The organism is Thermacetogenium phaeum DSM 12270, assembly GCF_000305935.1.
GTDB lineage: Bacteria > Bacillota > DSM-12270 > Thermacetogeniales > Thermacetogeniaceae > Thermacetogenium > Thermacetogenium phaeum.
In genome coordinates this window covers 1,550,047-1,566,514 of record NC_018870.1, presented here as the reverse complement: position 1 = coordinate 1,566,514, position 16,468 = coordinate 1,550,047, and the positions used below count along the sequence as shown (strand labels likewise).

Annotated in this window: 14 protein-coding genes; all 14 read left to right on the top strand. The window is 53.7% G+C overall.

Annotated features, from left to right (window positions below; all coding sequences use genetic code 11):
• The first annotated feature begins 31 nt into the window (after positions 1-31).
• The 14 genes from TPH_RS07710 (at position 32) to hemB (ending at position 16,465) form a co-directional block, all read left to right on the top strand.
• Complete coding sequence (locus tag TPH_RS07710; RefSeq protein ID WP_015050631.1) at positions 32-1,474, top strand: menaquinone biosynthesis decarboxylase; 1,443 nt, start codon at positions 32-34, stop codon at positions 1,472-1,474.
• A 15-nt stretch (positions 1,475-1,489) separates the two neighbouring features.
• The gene (locus TPH_RS07705; RefSeq protein ID WP_015050630.1) at positions 1,490-2,083 is read left to right on the top strand and encodes a UbiX family flavin prenyltransferase; all 594 of its coding nucleotides are present in this window, start codon (positions 1,490-1,492) and stop codon (positions 2,081-2,083) included.
• A gap of 240 nt (positions 2,084-2,323) precedes the next feature.
• Positions 2,324-3,292, top strand: a complete 969-nt coding sequence (locus TPH_RS07700) for a polyprenyl synthetase family protein (RefSeq protein ID WP_028990963.1) — start codon at positions 2,324-2,326, stop codon at positions 3,290-3,292.
• Between the two features lie 27 nt (positions 3,293-3,319).
• The gene (tatC, locus tag TPH_RS07695; protein ID WP_015050628.1) at positions 3,320-4,087 is read left to right on the top strand and encodes a twin-arginine translocase subunit TatC; all 768 of its coding nucleotides are present in this window, start codon (positions 3,320-3,322) and stop codon (positions 4,085-4,087) included.
• Positions 4,088-4,283: 196 nt separating this feature from the next.
• Complete coding sequence (fdnG, locus tag TPH_RS07685; RefSeq protein WP_081578634.1) at positions 4,284-7,307, top strand: formate dehydrogenase-N subunit alpha; 3,024 nt, start codon at positions 4,284-4,286, stop codon at positions 7,305-7,307.
• Positions 7,308-8,108 (top strand): 4Fe-4S dicluster domain-containing protein, encoded by an 801-nt coding sequence (locus TPH_RS07680; protein WP_015050625.1) that lies wholly within the window; start codon positions 7,308-7,310, stop codon positions 8,106-8,108.
• Complete coding sequence (locus TPH_RS07675) at positions 8,101-8,754, top strand: formate dehydrogenase subunit gamma (RefSeq protein ID WP_015050624.1); 654 nt, start codon at positions 8,101-8,103, stop codon at positions 8,752-8,754. The genes TPH_RS07680 and TPH_RS07675 overlap by 8 nt, the downstream gene beginning before the upstream one ends.
• Before the next feature lie 83 nt (positions 8,755-8,837).
• A complete protein-coding gene (locus tag TPH_RS07670) occupies positions 8,838-9,656 on the top strand; it encodes a formate dehydrogenase accessory protein FdhE (protein ID WP_015050623.1) in 819 nt (272 codons plus the stop codon).
• 217 nt (positions 9,657-9,873) lie between these two features.
• Positions 9,874-10,521, top strand: a complete 648-nt coding sequence (locus tag TPH_RS07665; protein WP_015050621.1) for a precorrin-2 dehydrogenase/sirohydrochlorin ferrochelatase family protein — start codon at positions 9,874-9,876, stop codon at positions 10,519-10,521.
• Positions 10,497-11,813 (top strand): glutamyl-tRNA reductase, encoded by a 1,317-nt coding sequence (gene hemA, locus TPH_RS07660; RefSeq protein ID WP_015050620.1) that lies wholly within the window; start codon positions 10,497-10,499, stop codon positions 11,811-11,813. Before TPH_RS07665 ends, hemA begins: the two co-directional genes overlap by 25 nt.
• Positions 11,810-12,736: a hydroxymethylbilane synthase gene (hemC, locus tag TPH_RS07655; protein ID WP_015050619.1), complete on the top strand. Its 927-nt coding sequence runs from the start codon at positions 11,810-11,812 to the stop codon at positions 12,734-12,736. Before hemA ends, hemC begins: the two co-directional genes overlap by 4 nt.
• Positions 12,729-14,249 (top strand): uroporphyrinogen-III C-methyltransferase, encoded by a 1,521-nt coding sequence (cobA, locus tag TPH_RS07650; protein ID WP_015050618.1) that lies wholly within the window; start codon positions 12,729-12,731, stop codon positions 14,247-14,249. Before hemC ends, cobA begins: the two co-directional genes overlap by 8 nt.
• A complete protein-coding gene (locus tag TPH_RS07645; protein WP_015050617.1) occupies positions 14,246-15,421 on the top strand; it encodes a radical SAM/SPASM domain-containing protein in 1,176 nt (391 codons plus the stop codon). Before cobA ends, TPH_RS07645 begins: the two co-directional genes overlap by 4 nt.
• Positions 15,422-15,487: 66 nt before the next feature.
• Positions 15,488-16,465: a porphobilinogen synthase gene (hemB, locus tag TPH_RS07640; protein WP_015050616.1), complete on the top strand. Its 978-nt coding sequence runs from the start codon at positions 15,488-15,490 to the stop codon at positions 16,463-16,465.
• Positions 16,466-16,468: the final 3 nt, after the last annotated feature.

The window sequence follows — 16,468 nt, the reverse complement described above, 5'->3', positions numbered from 1 at the left end:
AGACCATGAACTGTTAACGGAGGGATTTGGGGTGTACCGGGACTTGAGGGATTTTATCTCAGCGCTGGAACGAAAAAACTTGCTGCGGAGAATTAAGGTAGAGGTCGATCCGGTTTTAGAAATAACGGAGATAACCGATCGCGTAAGCAAGGCAGGAGGCCCGGCCCTCCTTTTTGAAAATGTCAAGGGCTCTTCGTATCCGGTTTTGATTAACACTTTCGGCAGCTTCGAGAGGATGGCTCTTGCCCTCGGCGTTGAGAACTTAGATGAAATTGGAGAAAGAATTTCAGAGCTGCTGTCAATTCAGGAGCTTCCTGGAGGAATCTGGGATAAGCTGAAGGTATTGCCGCGCCTGGCGGAGATCGCCTCCTGGGCTCCGAAACTGGTTAAAAAGGCGCCTTGCCAGGAGGTTGTCCATTATGAAGATGCCACCCTGGACATCTTCCCCATTTTAAAGTGCTGGCCGGGGGATGGCGGTCGCTACATCACTCTCCCCTTGGTTTTTTCTAAAGACCCGGAAACAGGGGCTCGCAATCTTGGTATGTACCGCCTCCAGGTTTTTGACGGAAGGACAACAGGGATGCACTGGCATATTCATAAAAACGGGGCGGAAAACTACCGGAAGCACCAGCAGATGGGCAAGCGCATGGATGTAGCCGTGGCGATCGGGGGCGACCCGGCCACCATCTACGCTGCGACGGCGCCCCTCCCCCGCGGGATTGATGAGATGCTTTTTGCTGGCTTTCTCCGCAGACAGGCGGTAGAGATGGTCAAGTGCCTGACGGTCGACCTAGAGGTGCCAGCAGAGGCGGAGATTGTTCTGGAAGGCTATGTGGATCTTGCCGAAAAGCGGCTGGAGGGCCCCTTTGGAGACCATACAGGTTATTATTCTCTCCCGGATATGTACCCGGTATTTCACATTACCTGCATTACTCACAGAAAGGATGCCATTTATCCAGCCACTGTGGTCGGCAAGCCTCCGATGGAGGATTGTTTCTTGGGAAAGGCAACTGAAAGGATCTTTCTGCCTCTGTTGAAGCTGCAGCTTCCGGAGATCGTTGACATTAATCTGCCTCTAGAGGGGGTTTTTCATAACTGCGCCATCGTTTCGATTAAGAAGAGCTATCCTGGGCAGGCCAAGAAGGTAATGAGTGCCATTTGGGGGATGGGGCAGATGATGTTTACGAAAGTGATCATTGTCGTTGATGCTCATGTCAACGTCCATGATATGTCGGAAGTCTGGTGGAGGGTCTTCAATAACATCGACCCGAAAAGAGACTTCCTCTTTGTGGAAGGCCCCCTCGAAACCCTTGACCACGCTTCCCCACTCCCTGCTTACGGTTCAAAAGTGGGGATCGACGCCACGAAAAAAGGCCCTGAAGAGGGGCATCCGAGGGAGTGGCCGGAAGAGATCACCATGTCGGATGAAATTAAGCAGCTGGTCACCGCTAGGTGGCAGGAATATGGGCTGTAAGGGGAGGAATTGATCGTGGCTCCCTGGGTTATCGCCATTACCGGAGCATCGGGTGCTATTTACGCATTCAAAACGATCCGGGCGCTGCTGGCGGCCGGTGAAAAAGTGTGCTTGATTATCTCAGAACCTGGGGCGCGGGTGCTCAGGGAGGAGTTGGGATGGTCATTAAAAGGAGGGGTAGAGGAGTTCGCCCTTGAGATCAAGGAAAAATTGGGATGCCCGGAGGAAGATGATTCCCTCCTTTGCTTTGATTGTAATGATATCGGATGCTGTCTTGCCAGCGGATCCTTTCTCACAAAGGGAATGCTGATCGTGCCCTGCAGTATGGCTACGTTGGCCGGGATTGCTGCGGGAACGTCTCGCAATCTGATCGAACGGGCGGCCGACGTCACCATCAAAGAAAGGAGACCTCTGGTTCTTGTCCCTAGAGAAACCCCCCTCAATTCCATTCATTTGAAAAATATGCTGGCACTTGCGGAGATCGGTGTTCACATTGTTCCTCCCATGCCTGCATTTTATTTTGGCCCCCGGAGTATAGACGATCTGGTGGATTATTTTGTTTCCAGGGTTTTGAATCTTGTGGGGGTAAAAATTGATCCCTCAATATGAAATAATATCCGGCACTGTTCCAGAGGGGCGAAAGAGGGATTTCGATCATCTTGCAGAAAAGTCTTTATTGCGGTGACGAACCAAGAGGATATTCACGCCTCGGTGTCAAGGGACGCTAATAGAACGCCAAGTAGATGGGTGGGAGCTTTTTTGGGCGAATTCCGGGGTACCTTCTGCGTTGTCGAGGCATAGATGAGATGCGGTATGGTTGTAAAGAACGATTCTTGTTCGGGTGGTAGTATGAGCTTTCAGGATATCCTCAAGGATATTCATGAAGACTTAGCATATGTTGAGGAAGAATTACAACAATATGCAACATTTTCCAAGACGGTACTGGGTGAATCCTCCCGCCGGCTGGTACTTGCCGGCGGGAAGCGCCTGCGGCCGGCCTTTGTGTTGTTGTCGGGGAAGTTTTTTAATTATGATTTAGAGCGGGTAGGGCAGCTGGCTGTAGCCATCGAGCTGATTCATATGGCTACGCTTGTTCATGATGACGTGATCGACGGGGCTTCCTTACGCCGGGGGCTGCCCACGGTTCGTGCGGAATGGGGAGATCCACTTGCCTTGTATACGGGTGATTATCTATTTGCGCGGGCGCTGGCGATCATCAGCCGCTACGGCAATGAGCAAATCAGCCGCTTGTTGGCAGCCATCGGCCTGCGAATGTGCGAAGGGGAGATCGAACAGATAGCAACTGCCGGCAGGATTGATTTGAGGGTTGTCGAATACCTGCGGCGCATCAAACGGAAGACAGCACTCCTTTTTTCCGCTTGCTGTTGGATTGGAGGGATTGCCTGCGGAGCAACTGCAGAGGAGGCCGGGCACTTAAAAAAATACGGTTATTATCTGGGAATGGCGTTTCAAATAACGGACGATCTGCTCGATTTTGTCAGTAGCGAACAGAGATGTGGGAAGCCGGTGACCAGCGATCTCAAGCAGGGAATCGTTACCCTGCCGGTGATCTATGCCTTGAGGGATAGGCGATCTGGGGCAAAACTTAAAGAAATCCTAATGAAGGAAGACAAGCAGAATTCCGATTGGGAAGAGGCCTTTAATCTCATCAGGTTATCGGGTGCTTTAGGAACTTCCTGGCGGTTGTGTGACCGATATTTGCAGAAGGCGAGGAAGGAGCTTTTTTACCTGCCGGACTTGCTTCCACGCCGGGTTATGGAGGCAATCACCGATTTCATAGGTTTGCGGGAATATTGAAATCATTTTTCGAGGGGGGAGATTGTCATGACAGGAAATGGAGCACCTGAAAAAGAAGAAACCATGTCGTTGGTACAGCATCTTGAAGAATTCAGAAGGGTAATAATCATTTCCCTTCTTGCCATAGGTATCGCTAGCATCGGCTCCTTCTTTTTTATCGAGCAGATACTCAAAATAATCACCAGGCCCTTGGATGCTCAGGGTATCAAGCTCGTTTATACAGCCATTACCGAGGGTATCTTTGTCAAATTCAAGATAGCCCTTATTGCAGGGACGATTTTCGCTGCACCTGTTGTTCTCTGGCAAGGCTGGCGTTTTGTTGTACCTGCCCTTTACCCTCATGAGAAGAGGTATCTTTGCCGTCTCCTTCCGGCTTCGATTATTCTCTTTGTCGCCGGTGTGGTGTTTGCTTATTTCGCAGTTTTCCCTGTAGCCATCTATGTATTGATCAATCTTGCCAGCGAATTCGATCCGATGCTCACCATCAGCAGATACCTTTCTTTCACTATGACATTTCTGATCCCCTTTGGGTTGATTTTTGAGCTCCCCCTTGTTGTCTACTTTCTTACTAAGATCGGGGTGGTTACCCCAGAATGGCTGATACGCAACCGGAAGTATGCCGTTGTGGTTACCTTTATTCTCGCAGCCATGCTGACGCCGGGGCCGGATCCCCTCTCTCAACTCATTATGGCGGCACCGATATTGATTCTCTATGAAGTAGGAATTATAGTGGCCAAAACGGTGGCCAGAAAAAAGGAGGCCAAGTTTAAGGAACTGGCAGGTGAAGAAAGTTGATGATAGATTTCATTTAATGATAAGCAGGAATTTCTCTGAGAATGGAGAAATAAAGATGGATATAAGCTGTTGTTTTGGAGGTATTTAATAATTTTAGTTTTATTTGTAATGAATTTAGGGGGTGAGATATGAGTTTGCGATCCTTAACACCGCTAACAACCGAATATATCTGAAGGATTAAGGAGTGAGGAACACGGTGAAAGTAACGAGGCGCGAGTTTTTCAAGATTTCTGGCGCCGCGGTAGCCACCCTGCCGGTCCTCGGTTTTGACCTCACGCCCGCTATGGCTCAAATAGGTGATTACAGGATCAAAAATGTCCAACCGGTTCCTACCATTTGTCCCTATTGCGGGTGCGGCTGTGGGCTGGTAGTCTACGCAGCCGATGGAAAGGTGATCAGCACCGAAGGGGATCCCGATCATCCCATCAACCAGGGTGCAACTTGTGCCAAGGGGGCGTCTGTCTTTCAGCTGCATGATAACCCACGGCGAATGACCAAACCTCTCTACAGGGCACCCTACAGCGATCACTGGGAGGAAAAGGATTGGGATTGGGTCCTCAATGAAATCGCACAAAGAATAAAAAAGACAAGGGACGAGACCTTTATCACCACCGAAAAGGTCAAAACCAGGGATGAAACCGGGGCCGAGAGAGAGATAGAAATAACGGTCAACAGGACGGATGCGATTGCCACACTGGGTGGTGCCGCACTGGATAATGAGGAATGTTATCTTTATTCAAAGCTGGCGCGCATTCTCGGCATCGTCTATGTGGAACACTGCGCCCGCTTGTGACACGGCTCGACGGTGGCAGGTCTGTCACCAACGTTTGGTAGAGGCGTAATGACAAACCACTGGGTTGACATGCGTAATACAGACTGCGCTTTGATAATCGGAAGCAATGCTGCGGAAAACCACCCCATGTCGTTTAAGTGGCTGACAGAAGCCAGAGAAAAAAGAGGGGCCAAAATTATCCACGTCGATCCGCGTTTTACCAGGACATCAGCTCGTGCAGATATCTACGTTCCAATGCGATCAGGTACCGATATCGCTTTTATCGGCGGGATTATTAATTACATTCTGGAGAACAATCTGTACTTCCACGATTATGTTGTAAACTACACCAACGCTCCCTTTATCATCGATGACGGTTTCGACTGTTACGACAATGGGGTTTTCCAGGGGCTCTTCACGGGTTATGATCCGGAGAAGCGTAAATACGACCAGTCAACCTGGAAATATAAAACTGATGCTGCAGGAAAACCCTTAAAAGACTTAACCCTTCAAAGTCCACGCTGTGTTTTCCAGTTGCTGAAGAAGCATTTCGAGCGCTACGACGTCGATACTGTTTGCAGCATTACCGGTACCCCTAAAGACCTGTTCTTAAAGGTAGCGGAAACCTACGCTGCGACGGGTACCCGTGATAAGAGCGGGACCATTCTCTATGCTATGGGGACGACCCAGCACACGGTAGGTTCCGAAAATGTGAGGGCCTATGCCATCCTCCAGCTGTTGTTGGGGAACATCGGCGTTCCGGGCGGCGGTGTCAACGCCATGCGCGGGGAGTCCAACGTGCAGGGCGCCTGCGATATGGGGCTGCTCAACCATGTCCTGACCGGTTATATGGGTGCTCCGACGAACGACCCTGCTTACGCCGACCTGGCCGGATACTTAGCAAAGGAAACCCCCAAGGCAGGCTTCAAGGTGAACACGCCCAAATGGCTGAAGAGCATGCTCAAGGCCTGGTACGGGGATGCGGCAACACCGGAGAATGATTTTTGTTATGATTATCTGCCTAAGCGGCGGGCGGGTCGCGACCATAGTCATATCGGCATCTTTGAGGCCATGTATGATGGGGAAATCAAAGGTCTTCTCATTTTTGGATCGAACCCCTTTGTCAGCGGCCCTGATGCTGCTAAGGAAACGAAGGCTCTCGAGAAGCTGGATTGGATGGTAGCGGCGGATCTCTTCGAGACGGAGACAGCCTCTTTCTGGAAGAGGGAAGCCGGAGCGGATCCCTCAAAGATCAAGACCGAGGTGTTCTTCCTGCCTGCTGCGGCGTCCTATGAGAAGTCCGGGACGATCACCAACAGCGGGCGCTGGATTCAGTTCCGCTGGAAAGCCGTTGATCCCGTTGGAGAAGCCATCAGCGACCTGGAGATCTTCCGGGAAATCGGCCATAAGATTAAAGAGGTCTACCAGGGCAGTACCGACCCCAAGGATAAGCCGATCCTGGATATGACCTGGGACTATCCCGAAGAGGAAGCCGCCCTGCTGGACGCGGTCCAGAGGGAGATCAACGGCTATGACCTCAAAACAGGTAAACTGATGCCCAAGTTTGCCGATCTCAGGGATGACGGAACCACCTCCTGCGGTGTCTGGATCTACTGCGGAATGTACACCGAAGAGGGCAACAAGACTCAGCTGCGCAGCACCGAGGACCCATCCGGGATGGGCGTTTATCCAAAATGGTCCTATGCCTGGCCGGCCAACAGGCGGATCGTTTACAACAGGTGTTCTGCAGATCCTTCGGGTAAGCCCTGGTCTGAAGACAAGAAGATCGTCTGGTGGGATGGCGGCAGCTGGAAAGGCATCGATGTTCCCGACTTTATCGTCAAGTATGGGCCCGGTGACGCCGAGGATAAGGCCTTCATCATGAAGGATGACGGCGTGGGCGGTTTGTTTGCCAAGATGGCCGACGGGCCTTTCCCGGAGCACTACGAGCCCTGGGAGAGCCCGGTAAAGCATCCTTTCTCTCCGGTGCAGTTCAACCCAGTCGCTATAATTTGGGATACACCCATGAATCCTCAGGGTAAGGCCGACAGATACCCGATTATCGGGACCACTTACAGGGTAGTCGAGCACTGGCAGGCGGGTATCATGACCAGGAACACTCCCTGGCTAGCCGAGCTCATGCCTGAGGCGTTTGTCGAGATCAGCAAGGAGCTGGCGGCGGAGAAGGGTATTGCCAACGGTGATGTTGTAACTGTGGAATCCGCCCGCGCTAAGGTCAAAGCTGTCGCCTGCGTAACCGGCCGCTTCAAACCCTTCAAGATCAACGGTAAGTGGTATCATGAGATCGGGCTTGTCTGGCATTACGGTTTCCAGGGTATCGCCAAGGGTGACCCGGCCAATCGCCTGACGCCCCATATCGGTTGTGCCAACTCCCAAACTCCGGAGTATAAGGCCTTTCTGTGCGATATCTACAAGGGGGTGAAGTAATTGGCGAAGACCAAGGGTTATCTCGTCGATACCACCAAGTGTATTGCCTGTCGGGGCTGTGTGGTGGCCTGCAAGCAGTGGAATCAGCTGCCTGCTGAGCAGACCAGATTTACAGGGTCCTACCAGACTGTGCCCGACCTGACGGGAAACACGTTCACCATAATCAGTTTCCATGAGTATGAAGAAGACGGCCGGATACGGTGGTATTTCGCCAAGCGCCAGTGCATGCATTGCCTGGAACCGGTCTGTATGAAAGTCTGCCCTCAGAAGGCCATCTCGATTACCGATACCGGTGCAGTTGTCAGGGATAACGATAAGTGTGTCGGCTGCCAGTACTGTGCCGCAGCCTGTCCCTTCCACATACCGCGCTATAATCCGACAACCGATAAAGAAACCAAATGCTCTCTCTGCGCCGAACGGACGGCAGAAGGGGACTTGCCTGCCTGTGTTAAGGCCTGTATCACCGGGGCGCTCGAGTACGGGAACCGCGATGAGCTGCTGGCGAAGGCCAAGGAACGGGTCAATAACCTCATCGGAGATTATCCCAATGCCAACGTTTACGGTGAAACTCAGGCAGGGGGCACCAACATCCTGTATGTGCTGGCCGATGTTCCAGGCAAGTACGGATTTGAGGAGGACCCGAAGGTCTCTACTGCCATCACTGCCTGGCAGAATGTTATCAAGCCTTACTTCCCGTGGTTGATCGCCCTCACCGCGGCGGGTTCGATTTTCAGCTTCTTCTCGACCCGGCTGCTGAAGGTCGGGAAAGAGGCTCACGAGGGGGAGAGTCTCCATGGCTGAAGAAAAGAGAATTCTCAAGTGTAGTACCGGGGCTCGTATGGTTCACTGGTCGCATACCATTTGTTGGTTCATTCTACTGCTGACCGGTTTGGTGATGTTCAGCGGCTGGTTTGACTGGTTGAAGCCGGTTTTCGGAGGAACAAACGGAGCCAATCTCATTCACCGCATCTTTGCGCTTGTCTTTGTCGCAGTACCCTTGATCGGCTTGGTTCTGAAGCCGCGCAGCTTCATCGGCTGGATGAAAGAGGCGGCCAAGTGGGGGAAGGATGAAATCAAGTTTATGATGATGTTTCCCCTTGACTTCATCGGTATCAAGGTACATATGCCTCCTCAGGACAGGATCAATGCCGGTCAAAAATTTAATTCCTTCTTCTTTCCGATTATCGGCTTCTTCATCGCCTTGAGCGGTTTTGTAATGTGGTTTGCCGAAAGCTTCCCGCTCTGGATGGTTCGCCTGGCCTATCCCGTTCATGACATCTGCTGGATCCTCGGAACGGCGCAGTTATGTTTCCACGCCTATTTAGGTTCTCTGCACCCGGGTTCCGGGGAAGCCTTTTGGGCGATGTTTGGCGACGGGAAGGTCAGGGCGAGCTGGGCAAAGCATCATCATACCAAATGGTATGAGCAGGTTTGTGGGAAAGAGTAATATGCAGCCGTTTTAAAAAGAGAGGGGGTGTTCTGTATACCCCCTCTTTTTGCTATTTTGATGATAATAGGAGGAGAGCGAACTTGCCGGAAAAGATAGATGTTCTGGAAAAGTCTTACCAGCTGTTTTCATCATTGAATGCGCTCCAGCAAAAATTTCTATCAAAAATAGAACAGCTGGTACCCGTTATAACTGGGGACGTATGGAAACGCGCTCAGGAGAACGGGGAGGTGTTGTTGAATTATATCGCTCCGGAGATCGATGCGGATCTCTACGCCAGCTTGGCAACGGAGATCTGTCATTTGCTCGCCCGGGAGAGGGGGGGAAAGAAGGAGGAGCTGGAACGAGTATCTGACTTCTTTAACAGAGAATCCGGTCATTTGTGCCAGGATCTGCTGCAGGAGGGGAAGTTGTCGGCCCGACTGTCAGCAGCTTTTTCTCCGACAGAACAGGAGTTGGCTTACTTTGTGGCCCGCCAGTCGTTGCGACCTTTTTTAAAAAAGTTTGTTGCCCAACTCCCCCCTGAGGTGGGGGGTGCCGGATGGCAGCGCAGGTACTGTCCTGTCTGCGGGGAACGGCCCAACCTTTCCTATTTGCGGCGGGAGGACGGAAGGAGGATTCTCATCTGCCCCCTATGCGGACAGGAGTGGCTTTATCGCTATTTGGCCTGCACCTGGTGCGGAAATGAGGATCATGGGAGCATCAGTTATTTTGAGGTCAAAGAGGTTCCCGGCTACGAGGTCTATGTCTGCAAGAAGTGCCGGGGTTACCTGAAGACCTTTAATGAAAGGAAGGGGAGTGGTCACGAAGACTGGTTGCTCGAGGATGTCAAAACCTTACCCCTTGATCTGATCGCCCGCAGGGATGGGTATAGCAATTTTCAGAAGTTAGTGTTAAATTAATAAAGAACTATTAAATGTCTTATCGAGGATACGGAGAGTCAGATGATAAGTCCTTTTCGGCCGACAGCACTGTTGCGGGACGATCGTCGGTTGTCGGCCGAAGAGAGTCAAGCAAACAAGCGTACCGACCTTCCCATTATAGCTTGGGTTCAGTTGAAAGCCGAAGAGGCGCGGGTATGAAACGGACATCCTGATTGGCTAAAAGGTGTGATCAGCTTTGGAGCAGCTCAATTTATACCCGGTTGCCATTAAGGTGCAGGGCAGGCGCTGTCTGGTGGTGGGAGGGGGTAATGTTGCCGAAAGAAAGGTCGCCGGTCTCCAAGAGTGCGGGGCAGAGGTCGTTCTGGTCAGCCCGGAACTGACACCGGAACTGGAACGTCTTGTAGCGAGCGGCAGGGTTATCCATCTTAACCGGGAATTTGAAGAAGGGGATCTGGAAGGGGTGCACCTTGCTATCTGTGCCACCGATAACAAGGCGCTCAACCGGGAAATCGCCCGGCTTTGCGAGAACCGGCGTATCCCCGTGAATGTGGTGGACAACCCTGAGCTGAGCACCTTTTTCGTTCCTTCTGTGATCAGAAGAGGCCCTTTATGTATCGGCATAACCACTGGAGGGAACAGCCCTTTGCTGGCCAGGCGGCTGCGTGAAGAACTTGAGGAACACATAGGCCCGGAGTTCGGCGAACTGACCCTGTTTTTGGGGAAGCTGCGCCAGATCATTCAGGAGCGGTTTTCCGATCCCGAAAAGCGACGAAAAATCTGGGAAAAGGTCTTACCACCCGGATTTTTCGCCCATTTTCAAAAGGAAAAGATGAATTCGTGGAGAAAGCAGGTGGAAGAGTGTATCTCATCGCCTTGGGAATAAATCATCGAACAGCTCCGGTAGAGCTCCGGGAGAGGCTGGCCTTTAGCAGGAGCGAAATGCAGTCCGTTGCCACAGAGCTGAGGCGATTGCCTTCCCTGAGCGGATTCGTTGTGCTTTCTACCTGCAATCGCACGGAGATCTATGCGACCGTTTCTCAGGTAGATGCCGGTTTACTAGAGTTAAAGAATTATCTTTGCCATAAGGCGCGGCTTTCCGAAGATGAGTCCGGGCGCTATTTCCAAACCTGGACCTGTTATGAGGTGGTCAGGCACCTCTTTCGAGTGACAGTAGGTCTTGATTCAATGGTCCTGGGGGAAACCGAGATCCAGGGGCAGGTTATTGAGGCTTATGAACAGGCCTGTGCCTTGAAAACCGGCAACAAGGTTCTCAACACCCTCTTTCAGGAGGCCATTAGGCTGGGCAAGCGCATCCGCACCATTACCGGGATCGACCAGCACCCGGTTTCGGTCAGCTACGCTGCGGTAGAGCTGGCGCGTTCGACCTTCAAAGACCTCAGTGATTGCACCGTTTTAATCGTCGGGGCAGGGGAAATGGGGGAACTGGCTTTAAAACACCTGGTTGCCCGTGGCGTCAAAACGGTTCTGGTTTCCAACCGCTCATACGGACGGGCCTGCGATCTGGCCCGGGAGTATGGAGGAGAGGCTATTCGCTATGACCTTTTTTTATCACAGTTGCACAGAGCCGATATTGTGATCAGCTGTACGGCGGCCAGTCACTTTGTAATCCATGCCGATAAGGTGCGCCAGGCGCTCAGGGAGAAACGGGACAGACCCTTGTTCATTATTGACATTGCTGTGCCCCGGGACGTTGAGCCGGAAGTCAAAGAGATTCCCAATGTAGTCGTCTATAATATCGACGACCTGCGGCAGGTGGTTCTGGAAGGGATGGAGGAGCGCAAGAAAGCGGCACTTGTGGCCGAAGAGATGGTGGATGATGCCGTTGATGAATTCCTGCAGTGGCTCAGCACCCTATCCGTGATTCCCACCATCAGGGCGCTCAAAAAGAAAGGGAACGAGATCATGGAAGAGGAGTTGAAGAGGTGTTTCCACCGGCTGGGGAAAATCGATTCCCGCACGGCTAACGTAATCCGGAGCATGGCTCATTCCATTGTCAATAAACTGCTCCACAGTCCGACTGTGCGTTTGAAGGAGTATGCCTGCAAGAGCGACGGGCATCTTTATAGCAAGGTACTGGAGAATCTCTTCGATCTGCCGCATGGAGAAGAGAGTGAGCTGGTAGTGGCCATCACAGAAAGTCGTGAGGGAAAATGAAGCGGAGATTGCGGGCGGGTACGCGCGGAAGCAAGCTGGCGCGGCGGCAGACAGCCTGGGTCATAGCCCGGATTCGAGAAAAATACCCTGAGCTGGAGATCGAAGAGGTAATTATCTCTACGAAGGGGGATCGCGACCGCAGTCCCTTTTCTCAATTGGTGCGAGGCGGAGATATAGGGCTCTTTACCAAGGAACTGGAAAAGGCCCTGCTGAAGGGAGAAATCGATCTGGCCGTCCACAGCCTCAAAGACCTCCCGGTGGTGTTGCCGCAGGGCCTCATTTTAGGAGCGGTGCCGGAACGGGCGGTCCCTTTTGATGCTGTGGTAACCAGGGAGGGGGTTCGGTTGGCGGATCTTCCTCCGGGGTCCCGGCTGGGGACGAGCAGCTTGCGGCGCTCAGCTCAGATTCGCTACCATTACCCTGATTTAAGCTTTGTGGACCTCAGAGGTAATCTCGATACCCGCATCCGAAAGCTGCAAAGAGGGGAAGTGGATGCCGTCATCCTTGCTGCTGCCGGTCTGATGCGCCTTGGATACAAAGAAAACGATTATGCATTGCTGCCCCCCGATCTCTGCCTTCCGGCTCCAGGGCAGGGAGCCCTGGCGGTAGAGATCAGGAGTGATGATCACCTGCTGAGGGATATCTGCTGCGATGTGCTGGATGATTATCGGTCACGACAGGCGGTAACGGCAGAACGGGCGCTGCTGCAGGAACTGGGGGGAGGATGTCGGCTTCCTCTGGGGGCGTACGCCTGCATTGAGGGGGACGATCTTCTGCTGCGGGGTGCAGTTGCCTCCCCTGACGGCAGCAGGCTTCTCCAAGGGCAAGCCGCAGGAGCTGCCGGCAGGCCTTTGGAGGTTGGAAGGTCCCTTGCGAAAATCTTAATCGAAAAAGGTGCGAAGGAGATATTGGCCGGTGAATGAAGGAAAAGGAGTTGTTTACCTGGTAGGAGCGGGGCCGGGAGACCCTTCTCTGTTAACCCTGAAGGGGTTGTGGTGTCTGGAGCGGGCAGATGTTGTGATTTATGACCGTCTGCTCTGTGAGTATTTGCTGGCTTTCTGCCGCCCCGATGCCGAGATCATTTATGTGGGGAAGAGGACGGATTGCCATACCGTACCCCAAGAGGGGATCAACCTCCTCCTGGCGGAGAAGGCAGAGGAGGGTAAAACCATCTGCCGCCTCAAAGGGGGGGACCCCTTTGTTTTCGGCCGGGGGGGTGAAGAGGCGGCTTTCCTGGCCGAAAGGGGCATACCCTTTGAGATCGTGCCCGGAGTGAGCTCGGCGGTGGCCGTCCCTGCCTATGCCGGAATTCCGGTTACTCACCGTGATTGGGCTTCGGCCCTGGCGGTTGTTACAGGGCACAGGCGTCAAGGAGGGGTTTTCCTGCCGGTAAGGGATACGGGAAATGCAACTACGGTGTTTCTCATGGGATTCGAGAACCTGCCGGCGATAGTGAGCGGCTTATTGAATGAGGGGTGGAGCGGGAAGACCCCGGCCGCACTTATACAGTGGGGTACCCGGGCCGACCAGCAGACCGTCACAGGTGTCCTCTCAGATATTGAGAAACGGGCTCAGGAGGCGGGAATCACCTCACCGGCAGTTCTGGTGGTGGGGAGTGTGGTCAGGATGAGAGAAATGTTGGGGTGGAGTGAGCGGCGCCCCCTTTTTGGGAAGAGGATTTTGATCACCCGCCCCCGCCATCAGGCTTTGAGGATGGCCCAGGAAATCATCATGCTCGGTGGAGAGCCCTTGTGCCTCCCGACGATAGAGCTGGTTCCGGCCGATGAGGGTTTACCGGAACGGATTCGGGAACAACTGCCGGACTACGAGTGGGTAATCTTCACGAGTGCCAATGGAGTGGTGTTCTTCCTGGAGTGCCTGAAAAAACAGCAGATCGACCTGCGTTCTCTGAAGGGGAAGCTGGCCGCCATTGGCCCGGCAACGGCCAGGGCTCTGGAAGAGCGCGGCCTCCGGGTAGCCCTGCAGCCGCGAGAATACCGGGCAGAGGCGCTTCTTGAAGAGCTGAAAAAGCACATCTCCGTCGGGTGCAGAGTGCTCATACCCCGGGCGGCGATGGCCAGGGAGGTCCTGCCGGAAGGTCTGCGGGAATGCGGTGCTGCCGTTGATGTCCTGCCTGTTTACCGGACGGTACCGGCGGGGGAAAGGGAACGAAGATGGGTGGAAGAGCAGCTGTTAACAGGCCGGGTACACTACCTGACGTTCACAAGTTCATCTACAGTCCGGAATTTTGTTAATCTCTTTCAGCCTGATGAACTTGCTCTCATCGGCAAACATACCAGGATTGCCTGTGTCGGCCCGGTAACCGCCGCAACCGCTCATCAAGCGGGGCTGCGGGTGGATGTGGTTTCCCGTGAGTACACAACTGCCGGATTGCTGGATGCCATCCTGGCGGATGCAGGAGGCGTGTCGAAATGATCGGTTTTACTAAACTACTCACCAACAAAGCTACTGTTGCCGCCGCCATGCGGGCCGCCGAGTGCGGGGCGGTGCCTCCGCATCTCCTTCAGTTTTCTACGGTTAGCCGTCCTGTTGTGGTGTGGAATATCACCAGCCGCTGCAACCTGCGGTGCCGGCACTGTTACCTGGAGGCGGGGGATGGGGCGAAGAGGGATGAGCTGACTGCTGCCGAGGGGTACGAACTCATTCGAGAACTGGCGGATATGAAAATCCCCGTGCTCCTCTTTTCCGGTGGGGAGCCGCTGCTGCGCCCCGATCTCTGGGAACTTGCGGAGTTTGCCGCTAATCAGGGGATAAGGATCGTCCTGTCAACCAACGGGACCCTGATCACCCCTGCGATCGCCGCAAGAATTAGAGACTGCGGTTTCTCTTATGTTGGGGTCAGCATCGACGGCGGACGGCAGGTGCACGATGATTTTCGCTGTTTGCCGGGAGCCTTTGAGAAAGCCCTGGAGGGGCTGCGCAATGCCCGGGAAGCGGGGCTTAATACGGGGATCCGCTTCACGGTCAACAGAGATAACTATCGAGAACTTCCACTAGTTATGGACCTAATAAAAAGGGAAGGAATACCGCGCTTTTGCCTTTACCACCTTGTTTATGCAGGGAGAGGCAGGGAGCTGGCGAACCGTGACCTCACCGTTGAGGAGAAGAGGGAACTGGTCGAATACCTGATCGGACAGGTAGAATCCTTGCAAAAGGAAGGGGTTCCTACAGAGATCCTGACCACCGATCACCATGCCGATGGTGTTTTCCTCTACCGCTGGGTGAAGGAAAACATCCCCGAACGGGAGCAGGATGTGCGGAGGCTCCTGGAAATGCACGGTGGGTGTTCTGCAGGTGTGAAGATGGTCAATATCGACCCGGCCGGTAATGTTTATCCGTGCCAGTTCTGGCGTTCCGGTTCCCTGGGGAAGTATCCCGAGCGGTCCTTCCGGGAGATCTGGTACGACGAAAGCAACGCCCTTTTGAAAGCGCTTCGGGAGAAGGACAAGCACCTGAAAGGAAGGTGCGGGCTTTGCAATTACAAAACCCTCTGCGGCGGCTGCCGCATCAGGGCGGAGGCGGTATCCGGGGACATCTGGGCGGAGGACCCTATATGCTACCTGACAGAGCAGGAGATCAGCAGTTGACGGAATAAGGCTGAGATGCGAAGTCTGGTATTAAATGGTGATTGCAGCAAAAAGGAGGCGGCTGTTGTGTATTATCCTCAAATCAGGCTGCGACGCAGGCGGCTCAGCCCTGCTGTGCGGAAAATGCTTAAGGAGACAAGGCTGGCTGTTGAGGAACTGATCTACCCCCTCTTTGTGCGATCAGGCACCGGTATCCGGGAACCGGTGGAGTCTATGCCGGGGGTCTTCCGGCTCTCGCCTGATTTGCTCCTGGAAGAGGTGGCGGCGGCCAGAGAAGAGGGGATCTTAGCGATCCTGCTTTTCGGAATACCCGACACCAAGGATGAGGCGGCGAGCGGCGCTTATGATGAGCAGGGGGTAGTCCAGGATGCGGTACGCCGGTTGAAGGCGCATTTTCCCGAGCTGATTGTAATCACCGATGTTTGCCTTTGCGAATACACGAGCCACGGGCACTGCGGGGTCGTCAGAGGGAAGGAGATTGTCAATGACGAGACCCTCCCCTTACTGGCCCAGACGGCCCTTTCCCATGCGCGCGCCGGCGCCGATTTCGTGGCCCCGTCGGATATGATGGACGGCAGGGTCAAGGCAATCCGGGAAAAGCTCGACTTTAACGGCTTCACAAATACCGGGATTATTTCCTATGCCGCAAAATTTGCCTCGGCCTTCTACGGCCCCTTCAGGGAGGCGGCGGGATCCGCCCCTTCCTTTGGCGACCGTCGTTCCTATCAGATGAACCCTGCCAACAGGAGAGAAGCGCTGGAGGAGGTATTGCAGGATCTGGCGGAAGGTGCCGACATGGTGATGGTAAAACCGGCCCTCGCCTATCTGGACATCATCAGAGAGGTCCGGGAACGGGTGCTCTGCCCCCTGGTTGCCTATAACGTCAGCGGGGAGTATGCCCTTGTCAAGGCTGCTGCCGCCCGGGGCTGGATCGATGAGAAACAGATAGTTCTGGAAATGCTTACCGGGATCAAGAGGGCGGGAGCGGATCTCATTATCACCTACTACGCCAGGGATGTTGCCCGCTGGCTGCGGGAAGGGTGAGAG

Coding starts and splice junctions, on each gene's coding strand:
- tatC (WP_015050628.1), top strand. CDS start 3,320: ATGACAGGAAATGGAGCACCTGAAAAAGAAGAAACCATGTCGTTGGTA.
- TPH_RS07700 (WP_028990963.1), top strand. CDS start 2,324: ATGAGCTTTCAGGATATCCTCAAGGATATTCATGAAGACTTAGCATAT.
- TPH_RS07645 (WP_015050617.1), top strand. CDS start 14,246: ATGATCGGTTTTACTAAACTACTCACCAACAAAGCTACTGTTGCCGCC.
- hemC (WP_015050619.1), top strand. CDS start 11,810: ATGAAGCGGAGATTGCGGGCGGGTACGCGCGGAAGCAAGCTGGCGCGG.
- TPH_RS07675 (WP_015050624.1), top strand. CDS start 8,101: ATGGCTGAAGAAAAGAGAATTCTCAAGTGTAGTACCGGGGCTCGTATG.